This window comes from Microvirga lotononidis, from assembly GCF_034627025.1.
GTDB lineage: Bacteria > Pseudomonadota > Alphaproteobacteria > Rhizobiales > Beijerinckiaceae > Microvirga > Microvirga lotononidis.
This window is the reverse complement of record NZ_CP141048.1, coordinates 3,226,663-3,239,806: the sequence shown is the minus strand read 5'-3', so window position 1 is coordinate 3,239,806 and position 13,144 is coordinate 3,226,663. Positions and strand designations below refer to the sequence as shown.

General features: G+C 54.0%; 8 protein-coding genes. All 8 read right to left on the bottom strand.

Translation table 11 applies throughout. From position 1 onward, the window contains the following. Positions 1-4 precede the first annotated feature (4 nt). Positions 5-1,783 (bottom strand): DUF7657 domain-containing protein, encoded by a 1,779-nt coding sequence (locus tag U0023_RS15340; protein WP_009764860.1) that lies wholly within the window; start codon positions 1,781-1,783, stop codon positions 5-7. 337 nt (positions 1,784-2,120) lie between these two features. Beyond that, positions 2,121-3,203: a hypothetical protein gene (locus U0023_RS15335; RefSeq protein ID WP_009764859.1), complete on the bottom strand. Its 1,083-nt coding sequence runs from the start codon at positions 3,201-3,203 to the stop codon at positions 2,121-2,123. A gap of 42 nt (positions 3,204-3,245) precedes the next feature. Continuing rightward, the gene (locus U0023_RS15330) at positions 3,246-7,190 is read right to left on the bottom strand and encodes a glycosyltransferase (RefSeq protein WP_009764858.1); all 3,945 of its coding nucleotides are present in this window, start codon (positions 7,188-7,190) and stop codon (positions 3,246-3,248) included. Between the two features lie 333 nt (positions 7,191-7,523). After that, positions 7,524-9,128 (bottom strand): capsular polysaccharide export protein, LipB/KpsS family, encoded by a 1,605-nt coding sequence (locus tag U0023_RS15325; protein WP_009764857.1) that lies wholly within the window; start codon positions 9,126-9,128, stop codon positions 7,524-7,526. Between the two features lie 6 nt (positions 9,129-9,134). Then, the gene (locus tag U0023_RS15320) at positions 9,135-10,136 is read right to left on the bottom strand and encodes a glycosyltransferase family protein (protein WP_154661295.1); all 1,002 of its coding nucleotides are present in this window, start codon (positions 10,134-10,136) and stop codon (positions 9,135-9,137) included. Positions 10,137-10,374: 238 nt separating this feature from the next. Then, a complete protein-coding gene (rfbA, locus tag U0023_RS15315) occupies positions 10,375-11,244 on the bottom strand; it encodes a glucose-1-phosphate thymidylyltransferase RfbA (protein WP_009764855.1) in 870 nt (289 codons plus the stop codon). A 58-nt stretch (positions 11,245-11,302) separates the two neighbouring features. Next, complete coding sequence (gene rfbC, locus U0023_RS15310; protein ID WP_009764854.1) at positions 11,303-11,860, bottom strand: dTDP-4-dehydrorhamnose 3,5-epimerase; 558 nt, start codon at positions 11,858-11,860, stop codon at positions 11,303-11,305. 40 nt (positions 11,861-11,900) lie between these two features. Continuing rightward, entirely contained in the window at positions 11,901-12,962 is a 1,062-nt protein-coding gene (gene rfbB / locus U0023_RS15305) for a dTDP-glucose 4,6-dehydratase (RefSeq protein ID WP_009764853.1), read from the bottom strand. Positions 12,963-13,144 lie beyond the last annotated feature (182 nt).

Genomic DNA, 13,144 nt, shown 5'->3' with positions numbered 1-13,144 from the left:
AGGTCTAATGAGTTGCCGGGCCACGTTTAGGAACTAGGCGCAAGAAGGGCTCCACGGGGACGTGCACTACGTCCGCAGATGGTGAATGTGGAACTCCCCCGATTACTGGAATGACATGCGCATAGCGATTGAATGCCTGTCGAAAATCCCCTTCCGACATCTCAGGAAATACACGGCGAAAAAACTCGAATTGAGGAGTAGGCAACGTATGATTGATCGCTGGTATCCCAGCACCATTGAGCAAAGCGCCATATCCTCCGGGTACCACTGCCCAGCCATTCGGGTTGGAACGTGCATTTTGTCGGATTTGCCGCTGGAAATCACTATCAGGCAGATCGAAGATTGCATGCGCTTGTTGGACGGGATTGAACGTCCCAAACGTAGCAAGGCCACTGAGCGCTGCCGCGAGGAAGATCAAGCTGGCATGGTGCTGCATGGGAACCGATCTCGATAGGACAACAAATGTTGCCAATCCAAAGGGCAGCAGCGGAAGCAAATCAAACCAGCTTCGCGACAACGCTGCCCATGCACTCAGTTTCACTGTTGGCCAAACCTCGGTAAAGCCGATCTTGGAGACGAGCCATGCAGCTACAAGAATCTGTCCGAAAATGGCAAGGCGGAGAGGCGTAAGGTTATATCTCAGCCGAGATCCAAGCACGACCAATGAGAGTGTGAGCAATAGCCCAAAAGCCCAGGACATGCGCTTTGGCGGCACCACAGGCCAAAGGAGAGGCGCACCCCAACTTGCCGGCACTGGTAGGACCATCCATCCCAGCATGAGAATTAGTGCGCCAACAATTAGGTAGGCAGATAGGCCAACCTTGTTGAGTTGATCTAGGATAGACGAATAACGTACGAACACTAGTAGGGCTAATGGCAGCAGAGTGGAGACGACTGCGATCTCGCACTCATTGGAGTTTGCAAGCAGTGCATCAAATTGGCTGGTCGTAAAGAATGGTAAGAGATGCGCGAGGATCTTAGATTCTGGCACGCCACCTCCGCCTACCCATCTTTCACCAGGGTAGACCGTGCCAGCCATAGTTGAGATAAGATCTCCAAAGTATAGGAAAAATGCTATACCAACGGCAATTACCGCGATTCCCCCGGCAATAATGTTATTAATTGTCAGTGCATCACGCCGAAGTGCCACGAGGAGAACAGCCAGCACGAAGGCTGTTGGTATAATAGTTCCAGGATAGACGAAGCCAAAGATCCAAACAGAGCTCGTCCAGAAAAGCAATGGCCCTTTGACCCATGGCCGCAAAGGCGACAAGAAGATTATCAAAGGCCAAGCTGCAAACGAGTAAGTGGCAGGTCCGGTTGTCCACCAAACCTGAACGAAATGTGAGAAAAAGAGAATAACAGAGCCAAGGGCAGAAATTGCAGTTGACGCACCTAACTGTCTAAGCAGGATTGTGTAACCAGAAAGAAACGTGGCCCACATGAATGCGTAGTAAAATGAGTATGCATGTCCAGGTGGAAGGAGCCAGAACCCCCAGACTTGTGGTTTGAAAATGAGTGACCAGTCGAGGATCGGCAACGCCATAAACCCTTTCAGGGATTCATGGTAGGGTGAGATCATGTCGATTGGAGAGAACTCGCCCAGAACAGCAATCTGAAATAACGGTGTCAGAACGATCCACTCATCCGATCGGATCGGACGAGCAGTGCCCAATATCGGCCCTTCATCAATCCCCAGTTGCTTGAAACCTACTCCATAGTGAGATGGGGTAAGCCCAAGAGCAACATAAAGCACGACTCCAGCTAGGAGGGCTCCGAGCATCAAATACGTAGGTTGAATCCCCCACCGAGCATGTTTCAACGTGTACACTTTCTATTGTGATCCCAACCTAGACCCGCGATTGCGCTCTCACGAGCTTTCAACAAGTGAGTGCTCGCTATTTTCGACACTAGGACGAAACTCTAGGGCCGACATACTTCAACTTTTTGCCACGGATATGACGATCTATGCAACAAAGTCAACCAATACCAGTGGCCCGTAAAGCGATGATTGTTCCTTCAGCGCCGCTCTACAACACCGTGCGGCATCATCCGGCATTTGCAATAGCGTAAGCCCCGTGCAGTTCGAACAGCTGATTGCATTGACAACGAAACGATCTCTACAGCAGCGAAGCGTTTCCGCTTTGTAATCGCTCCACGATCGGATTCTGAGCGCTCTCCCCATCTACGATGAACCTCAGAAGCGGCATAGCGAGCTCAACCGGATCTTGAACTTCGACTGCGCCACTATCCATTGAGCTCCAACGAGACGCAAAGTCCAGTATTCCAGCCTCTAGCTCCAACGACATCGCAGTGACTTCCTCAATCCCAACTAGCTCGCTTTCTGGAACGTTGCCACGGCCACGCTGTTTACCTTGATCACCGGTGCTCTCTCTGACCCTCGGAAACAACAGAAAGTCACATAGTGCGCGATTTCTATACATCGCTTGAATGAAGCCAGGCGCCACATTGCACGAGTTGATTTGAGCTTTCATACTGCAGTTTCGTCGCCGACGCTGGCAGTCAGGATCTTCAGAAAGGAAAAAATTGTAACCAATGGTTTTCAGGGGCATCACGCCATCTAGAGCAGTGTCGAAGGCGCACTGCGCCTCCCCGTTCCAACCCACATCAACGATTGCGACTCGGCAACCGGCAGATACGCCATTGTTAAGCAGATGGTGGAACAGATTCCGCCGCAGTTGCTGAGACACCTTCAGGATCTCCGATCGCCACGCAGTTAAAAAGTCCCTCATTCGCGGCATCATGTCTTCGCGCAGGAGCATTCGCGGACCGAGCCCAAGATTCTCAAGCACATGATCTGCCGGCGCCGAGACTCCAATCCGTTCCAGGACGCCCAAAGGTGTAAGTCCGGCAACATCCGTCAGTAGGAGCGACGGATCGAAGCTCTCCGCCCTCAAGCTGGCAGTAGTCAAAGCGCGTCGACCACCTCTAATGCAAGAGTAAGATGGAAGGGCAAATCGTATGCGACCTTTGCTTGCTTCTTCTAGCTTCCGAAATAAATGATCGGCGTGAACCACGAAGAGCACGTGCTCAATGCTATCCTCTTTCGCTTGCGCAGTGATCCAATTGAGGAAGCCGAGCAAGGCAAACCCGCTTCTATGTAGCCCAACGTTCCGCAGTGATTCCGATATCAACTCCTCCGAAGGAATAGACGAGGAACCGATCTCTTGCAGGCTTTTCATGATGAGGTATCTTCACAAAACATTGATGAGTTAATCCGTCGCTTACGCTGGCAGATCGAAGTTGACGCTGCTCGGATGCAAGTTTGGACTGTAGAAGGGGTCGTGCATGAGAAAGTCCGGATGTGTCGCATAGAGGCGGTACCGATCAGCGTTTAACCGAGCACGCTTCTCTGGATTATCAAAGTCATTGCCGCGGCTAAGCGATTCATAGTGCAGGAGTCGTACTGAAGGACAAACCACATTATAGAGTCCATGCTTCAGAAGCCGAAAGCACAGTTCCACGTCATTGTAGGCGACTGGAAACCTTTCGTCGAACCCACCTACAGCGGCATACTTCGTGCGTTCGACCATAAGACAGGCGCCTGTAACTGCCACCCAGTTGTATTCCAGCAGGTTACGCATGAAATACCCTGGCTCATCAGGTGACTTTCGCAAAAAGGCGTGAGAGGGACCGGGGAGCAGGTTGAGCACTCCGGCGTGCTGCACTTGCATCACCTCCGGGTATAAAAGCTTGGCACCAACGGCGCCGATATGCGGCAGCTGGGCATATCCAGCCATCCGCTCTAGCCCGTCATGGGTGAGCAATTCCGTATCGTCGTTCAAGAAGAGCAGGATCTCACCCTTTGCCTCACGAACACCAATGTTGTTCAACTCAGAATAGTTGAATGGAGCATCATGCCTGACAACCCGAACTGAGTCTCGTTCGGCTAATTCGCGCAAGACGTTGAGAGTCTCCGCGTCATCGGAGCCGTTGTCGAGCACCACGACCTCGAAGTTGCGCCATGAGCTCATTAAAAACAGCGAGTCAAGGCAGCGTTCCAGCACAAGTCCATTGTTGCGACTGGGGATGATGACAGAAATCAACGGGGTGCCAGTCACCCCATAGCGAACCCGAAAGTGACCGGGTACCTGCTCAATCGGCTCCAATGATCCGACTTGGCCGCGCCTCTTCAATGCCGCCTCACGCGCGCTTCGACTTGTTTTGATCGCATAGGATTTAGCGGAGAGAGATCCTGATGCCGAGCCCGGGATAATACGCCAGTGATAGAGCACTTTGGGAATATGTGCGATGCGCTTTGTACGTTCGGTCACGCGAAGGACCAAGTCCCAATCTTGGCTGCCATTGAATTCAGTGCGAAGCAAGCCAACCTCCTGCAGTAAACTGCGGCGAACGCAGCTTACATGGCAGGTATACATGGTGCTCATCAGCGTATCAGGAGACCAGCTCGGCTTGAAGAAAGGCTGCGTAAAACGCCCTTCTTCGTCGATCTTGTCCTCATCGCTGTAGATGTAGTCCGGCTCCTCTCGGTTGATGCAGAGCGCCAGCTCGTAGAGACAGTCCTGAGTTAGCTCATCGTCATGGTCGAGGAAAACAACGTAGTCACCCGTAGCTCTCTGCAGAGCGGCATTGGTAGCACCAGAAATTCCACTGTTCTTATCCAGCAACAGCACCTCGACTTGAGGGTTCCTGATGCTCTCAAGGAATTCACGTGTTTCGGGGAGCGGGCTCGCATCATCAGCGATAATTAACTCCCAGTTGGGATACCATTGCGCTTCAACTGAGGCCACCATTCGCGAAAGAAGATCGGCCGTAGTGTTATAAGTTGGCACAACAATCGAGAAGCGCGGGCGGCGCAGCAGTCCTTCCAGGATCGCGTCCAGGTCATCGGGTTGTCGTGGTGGTACATAGGTATAACCACTCGAATGCGCCTGCAGCACATACTGGCCGTTGCGATCCGCTGGACTGGTGGATTGACCACCCGTTGGATCCGGCTGGAAGCTGAGATATTGCTGTTTGGTGCGTTTCGCGGCGACAGGTACAGATTGTGGCTGCGGCTTGGTCTCGACGGTCGACTGCTTGCGGGTACGCAGTGAAGCGATCCGCTCGGGTATTTTATGGGGAGTCAGCGCCCACCAAACTCCTTTAGCGCCGCGGCGCAAAGCTAGACGGACAGGATCAGGCAGACGCTCCAGCCCTCTCTGCAGCATGCTTATGGCGCGCCATGAGGTACTCTGCTGGAATCGGCGGAGTGTTTTACGCGCCTGCCGTTCTTGTTTCCGCGATCGCCTTTCCTGTTTTTTAAGGCGCGCGTTGGCTGCCTTCTGGTTCGCTAACTGCGCAATCTGTGTCGTGAGGTTTGCCTGTAACTCAGCGCGATCCATCTCCAGTTGGGCACGACTCTTCTGTAACTCCGCTTGGGCAGCAACGAGCCGATCCCTCTCTGCACGGATGTCATCGCGCTCGGCTAGAAGCCTATTTCGCTCGGCAACAAGATGATTGGTGTTGTGGCTTGGCGGGCGAATGCTGAGAGTAACGTTCCACGAGTCTTTCACACTTCTATGATCGATTGCCTCGTCCAGCTCACCAATGACCCATTTCTGGATACGTAGTTCGAGCTCGAGGTACCGTTCCACCTCATTTCGTGTAATCAACACGCCATTGTGTGCTAGGACCGCCATGACCAGTCGATTAACACTATGGGGAGTGCCATCTCTCGGCTGAGAGCAGCTGTTGATCCGTAAGATGCTGTCCCTGATGCCACGAAAGAGAACAAACCCAATTTCCAGCGCAGCTTTTACACGCCACTCCTGATCGAAAAAGCGCAACTGGCCATCCGCGTCCATAATAGCATTGAATGGTGTTGCATCAAAGAGAGCGCCGTCCACTGTCTCATGGATACCGATTGCCGCAATATCTTTTATGTGGGCATGCCTCGCCACAAGATCCATCCAAGGCTTCGCCCAGCAGCCGAGCGTATCAATGCCCCAGTTCGGCTCATTAAGCGCCCCTACGAGTTCGAGCCACCAATTTTTGCCTGGGATGTATGGCTCGTCCGCGATGATGTTCTCGAGAGGAACAGCAGGTAGCTGTGCGTTTGTAACGCGAGACCGTCTCACGAATACATGGTCACCTTCCGAGACGAACTCTGCCTGCTTCGTGAATGCAGGAGCTCGTGCCAGGGAGAAGTGCCACGCGAGACTCTTCTTGGAGTGTACCTGTGACAACCTCTGGTCAGTCCGCGAAGCCACAATCAAGAAAGAATTCGCGAGATCCTGAGCAAGGCCATTGCGACATGCGACTCCCCACGCGCGTTCGAGTGAAAATGGCGGAGAAACGGGTCGCTGCAGGTCTGCAAACACAGATTGCGCCAGTTGGGCTTCAGCGTCGAACAGTCCGTCGCGAGTAGCGCCTTCTGGTGAGAGTACTGAAATCGGGAGCTTATAGTCAGGAAGAGGAATGAAAACACTTTGGTGTACGAGACCTGCGTCAGACAAGACGCCCTTAAGCTCGTCCAGGCCAAACGTAATAACTGTATTGCTCCGGTAGTTATCATTTACTCCGAAATATGGAACTTGAACGTGATCCTCTACTGCACCTGCGAGATACTTGAGCCCAAACTGGTTCTCGATCGCCAGAATTAGCAAACCCTCGTCGGCTAAGTGAGACACCGCTTGGCCGAGCAACTCTCTTTCAGTGAATCCCGCGTACGGTGCGAACGCTCGGGCATACTCAAGAACCCCGATTAGCGTTACGACATCAAATTTGGCTTGAGATGCAAAGCTCTCAATTCGATCACAGACAACGTTGACATTAGATAAATCGGAGGCTCTCGCACTTGCAATTCTGGCGCGTGCTAGAGATCCTTCAACAGCCGTAACCTCGGCTCCAAGCTCTCCCAAATAGCGCGTGATCGCACCACAGCCTGCCCCCAGTTCGAGGATGCGGCCCTGAAGTATTGTCTTGAGCGGGCGAAGGAGATTGGATCGAACTGCTGAAAGGTGATAGGTTGATGCCCAATCTTTGGCTTCTCGCATGAGTTCTCGCGAGAACAGCGATTTATCTGATGCCGACGTGATTGCCTCATAGATGCGGCGTTCGATTTCTTCACCATCCGAATAAGTGAACTCAGCCATCGACGGGGCGCTTGATTTGGGCAGCCAAACCCCGTCGTTCTTCTGGTAGTGGGTATGCAACTCGCGATTCATTGGCCGCTTCTCATGATTGTTTGGCTGAGGAAAGTAGAACTCGCATTCCGCGTATTTTATGATATAACAATTCGTTAATCAGAATGGCAACCATTGCAAGGCTGGTCGTTCTCTGCGGCAAAGAGCGGCATGTTGCACCTGTCTCAGCGTAGTGGCATCAAAAGGCTGGGAATATTCGATGCATGGCGAGCCTGCAAGGGTTAACTCGTCCCTACAATTATAGAGACGCGAGTTTTAGCCATGCTGATACGGACATCTCGCTTATCGTCGAACTTCTATACCGCCGTCTGAACTGGCGTTTGTTGACGTTCCAGTGATTAGCGAAGACAGGTTTCAGCGCCTCAGTGCCGCCCAACCTTTCTCGACCAGCCGCATGGGCCAGCTAATCGCCCAACTACCAGATGACATGATGCGTTCGATTGTGCGGATTCCCTCTTGCACAGACCTTGGTTCTCGAGGATCGATGTAGTCAACGCCACGCAACTTCGCGCTAGTAAGCCGTAAGGGGCGAGTAACCCGCCACGACGTAGAGTTTAGGAGCGCAGACACCCGCGCCTGAACATTCGCGAGCAGCTCATCTTGCTCCTGCTTGGTTGGGGTGGAGGCGGAGCTCGGCGGCTGTCGGTCAAATTGCACCAGCCTTTGCTGCCGTCCGGCCGAACCAAATTGACGATAGATGGACTGCACTATCTCGGCTGCCGGGCCTCTCAATCCTGAGAGCTGGCGTACCCGATCCGTGAAGACGGTTAGGTCAAATGCAGATTTCTCCGGAACCAAGTAGGCGTCCAAGAAGAAGCTCCTCAAAACTCCGGTCTCGTGCTTATATCTATTGTCAAAATCTTGCTCAAATATTCGCTGAGACTTGACATCATCAAGGCTTGGAAACACGTTGCTCGGCTTATAGATTGCCTTCCCCAGTACGCAAACAGGTTTATTATGAAGCGTCGCTTCGAATCCGACAGAGCTGGCTACAGTCACAAGTACGTCTGAGAGCTCAATCAAACGAATATTCGCGGAGGCACCCATCTGACTATCAATGCAGAAGGCACTGGGGCTCCTAAAGATGACCTCACGTACGCGAAAATGTTCAGCGCCGCCACTGGGGCGCGTGCGCATAGCCGGATGAGGCTTTACTAAGCAGAAAAAGCCGGCTTCAGTAAGTTGCGGTAGCAGTTGATCGACAACTTCAGTCGGTGTCGAAAACCTCGAGTACAGCTGGAGATTTGGATCATCGTGCGCAGGCAACGGTAAGAACGCAATCCGCCTTCCCGCAGCCATGCCCATAATCTGCTCGTCAAGGGCGGCATTATAGTCGAACCTAGCCTCGTAGAGGTTTCGCCCGGCGGACCCGCTGTACGTCATCAAGTCCAGTTCAGCGGAACTGCCCTTGCTGCCAACAACCGTACGGAGATCGGCAATGTCGACTAGTGACGGCGAGGCACTTCCACTGACTCCGTTGGGATCGAACACAATGGTGCTGTTGTACGGACTCCGGGTGCACCCCAGTTCCATGGTCACCCGTCCGAGTCCGTTATCGTTACAGAACCGATCAACCGCGCCATTCGCCCCCCAATGAACCAGCAAATCAAACGGAAAGCGCGCGTGAATGTCGGCAAGAACCTTGTGGTATTGATAGGCTAGACCTTCACCATGTGCGAGGGCGATCCACTCATGCATACCTCTCTCAAGCCAAGGCACGAGGTTTCGCTGGAATAGTGCCTGCTCCGCCACAGTCGGCATCAGGCAAAGATCTTTGACGCTCGGGAACTCTGAGAGAATTGTCGTTAGGATGTTGGCGTTGCTATACAAACGGTAGTCATAATCGGGCGGCATTTGGCCCGCAGCCATGAACATGCGGGCAAAGTAATTTGCGACGTGTAGTTGGGCGACCATGGAGTCACGAATTGGATGAGGCTCGATATAAATGAGAATGCGCATGTTCGCTCACTCTCCTAACAACGATAGGAGAGCGTCGGCCGAGCGCGCGGCGTGGCATTGCCCCTTCAGGTACAAGAACCTTTCGGAAGCCAAATTCGAGCGAACGGACTCACTGTACTTGCGCGCGAGGGCTGTCTGCCACTCGTCCTGGGTTTGGGGTAGATCAGCCCAGTGACAGGCCGCCGCCTTCATGTCGGGAATGGGGGTGGCAATGAGCCGGCATCCGGCTAAACAAGCTTCCAAGAACTTCACCCGCGACTTGCAGTCGTTGAAGATTGTTTGCTCGAGCGGCGCAATGACGGTTGAGCACTGCTGCATGAGTTTCGGAAGACGAAGGTAATCGACAACACCGTGTTGAATCACCCGTCGGTGATCCGCAAGGGCGATCGGAAGCGACACAGGCCCGACCACGAGAAATCGCCCTTCAGGATCCGTTTCCAGGAATCTAAGGATCCCCTCCTCTGCGAGTAGCAAGTCCTTGTCATGGGTCTTGGTACCGGCAAAGTAACCGACGACGTTAGATGGGCGCGACGTCAGATGAAGCTCATTTTCTTCAGCGATGGCCAAGACAGAGTCAGGCACAGCGTTTGGGACGACCTCGCAACGCCCGTTTGTCTTATGCTCCATAACCTTCCGCTTCAGAGGCTCCGTCGACGTCGTGAAGAAATCGAACTCCAGAAGCGCCAGCAGATTTGCGCGGAACATTGCAGCTACCTGCTTCGCCGTGCGTAGCCCACTCGTGAATGCCGGATACAACAATGCTTCTTCGGCTGATCCGAAAATCAGATCATCGTAATCGGCCAGCAGTCTTTTTCCTAATCGTCGCAAGTCCTCAAGAGTTGAATGAAAGCGATCAACATCGGCACTCGGTCTATGAAAAATATAGACGTTATACGCATAGCACGGGTTCTTCAGGAACTCAGTGAGTGAGACGACGACGCAGTGACATCCCTTAGCCCGAAGGGCTTCGGCAAGATGATAACAGCGATACCGCGTCGACGAATCCAAGATTGGCCGATCATGCCGCGCTGTGTGCGACACAAAGCAGATACTGGGCTGGCGCTTGATCAAGGGCAATGACGCGGCTCTTCATGAACAGGGTACACTCACCCGCCAGGGAGCTTGGTATATCTCCGCCTTAAGGATCTCACATTCTAGCGGAAAGAATCCAGAAGACGTTCTCACCCCCTGGCGCCCGCAGGGATCCCCGTGCCCCTTGGTTATAGCCCACAAGCACAGAGCATCCCTACGCCCCTTCTGCGATCCGGAGCAGGTACTGTCCATATGTGCTCTTCGCAAGCTTTGTGCCGAGCGCAACGAGTTGATCGCGCTCGATCCAACCGGCATTGAAGGCAATTTCTTCCGGGCAGGCGATCCTAAAGCCTTGGCGCTTCTCGAGAGCACGCACGAACTCTGCAGCCTCAACGAGGCTATCTGGGGTCCCCGTATCCAACCAGGCGTAGCCACGCCCCATCAGCTCAACTTGAAGCTGCCCCATCTCCAAATAGACACGGTTGACGTCTGTGATCTCCAATTCGCCTCGTGCAGACGGCTTCAACCGCGCGGCAATATCGACAACCTGAGAATCGTAGAAATACAGACCTGTCACAGCCCAATTCGAACGAGGCACTTTGGGCTTCTCCTCAATCGAAATCGCCCTGCCACTGGTACTAAACTCGACGACACCGTAACGTTCTGGGTCTGTCACATGATAGGCGAAGACCGAGGCACCGGACGTGCGGCTGGCTGCGGAACGCAGAAGATCGGTCAGCCCGTGGCCATAATACACATTGTCCCCGAGGATGAGCACAGACGGACCGCCGGCAACAAACTCAGCACCAATGATGTAGGCCTGTGCGAGCCCCTCCGGCTTCGGCTGCTCCGCATACGACAGGCGGATCCCCCACTGTTCTCCAGATCCTAACAGTTGCTGAAACCTCGGCAGATCCTCTGGCGTTGAGATGATCAAGACATCCCGAACGCCGGCCAACATCAGCGTGGTCAGTGGATAATAGATCATCGGCTTGTCGTAGATCGGCAGCAACTGCTTCGATGTCACATAAGTCATCGGATGCAGCCGGGTGCCGCTCCCGCCAGCAAGTATGATGCCTTTCATGACCTAGCCCTCTCGACGATTACGCGTGTTTCCAAACAGCACATCATATCCATAATTTCTACGAGAAATACGCTGGTAGCTCGGCCAAAGTCGGTTGGCGACTATCCTTGTCGGACAGGATCGCTTCCGCAGGAGCGATCGGCCAGGCGATGCCTAACTCAGGATCATTCCAAGCCAAGCCGTGATCGTTCGCGGCGGAATAATAAGCCGACACCTTGTACTGGATCTCAGTATTGGGCTCGAGTGTGCAGAAGCCGTGCGCGAACCCAATCGGCACGAAAAGCTGGCGTCCATTCTCGGCGGACAGCTCGACTGCAGCGTGTCGACCATAGGTTGGAGAGGAGCGTCGGATGTCGACGGCAACATCGAGAATGCTGCCCCGCACGACACGAATAAGCTTGGCCTGGGCAAATGGCTCACTCTGAAAGTGGAGGCCCCTCACAGTGCCGACGGCTGCGGATAGTGAATGGTTGTCTTGGACAAACTCAGTGTCGATACCAGCTTCGATGAAGCGCTGTCGGTTGTACGTCTCCGAGAAAAAACCTCGGTGGTCACCGAAGCGTCTCGGGGTCACAATCTTCACTTCCGGTATGATCGTCGGCTCCACACTCAGCACGTCGCATCCTCTTCCATTGCCCTAGACCATGAACTCAGGCTTAAACAGCCACGCCCAATCGCTCACCTTGATACACCCCGGAGCGGACGCGTTCCCACCAAGCCTGATTGTCGAGATACCAAGCAACGGTCTTTCTGAGGCCTGACTCGAAGGTCTCCGCCGGGCGCCATCCCAGCTCGCGCGCGATCTTACTGGCATCGATAGCATAGCGCAGATCGTGACCCGGGCGATCCGTCACGAAGGAGATCAGCTCTTCCCGTGGCCCAATCGCAGTACTCGGCGCCATCTCGTCGACTAGGCTGCAGATAGAGCGCACGACATCGATGTTCGTGCGCTCGTTCCATCCGCCGATGTTATAGTTCTCACCCACCCTGCCCTTCTCCGCCACAAGGATCAATGCTTCCGCATGATCGTCGACATAGAGCCAGTCGCGCACGTTCTCGCCCTTGCCGTAGACCGGCAGTGGCTTTCCCTCCAGCGCATTCAGGATCATGAGAGGGATGAGCTTCTCAGGGAAGTGGTACGGCCCATAGTTGTTGGAGCAGTTGGTGATCAGCGTCGGCAGGCCGTAGGTGTGGTGCCATGCACGCACGAAGTGGTCCGATGCCGCCTTGGAGGCCGAGTAAGGAGAATTAGGCTGGTACGGGTACTCCTCGTGGAAGAAGCCTTCCTCGCCCAGGGAGCCGAAGACCTCATCAGTCGAGATGTGATGGAAGCGAAAAGCGTCACGGCGCACAGCATCCAGCTTGCCCCAGTACGCCAACGCCGCCTGAAGCAACGTGAAGGTACCGACGACGTTCGTCTGCACGAACTCTCCCGGCCCGTCGATCGAGCGGTCGACATGGCTTTCGGCCGCAAGATGCATGATCACGTCCGGCTGATACTCGCCAATTACCGTCTGCATTTGCCCGGTATCGACGATATCGGCGTGCATAAAACGGTAGCGATCGCTGTTGGCGATGGGTTTAAGGGAATCGAGATTTCCTGCATAAGTGAGTTTGTCGACAACGAGAACCTGATGGGCTGTGCCGGAAATCAGCTTGCGGACGACAGCCGAACCAATGAATCCGGCCCCTCCGGTGACTAAAAATCTCTTTGCCATGTCCCCTGCCCTTCTTCGTCCTCGTGTGTCGAGCGCGCGCTCGCGCCCCGAATAAGCGATGCGCCTTATGCGTCCCGGCAGGGTACTAGCCTATTATGGTAACATCGTCCACGGCTTCCGGCGTGGTCCATGCCCGAGGGGCAATAAGCCACATTCGAGAACAATTCAACTTAAGGTAGAAA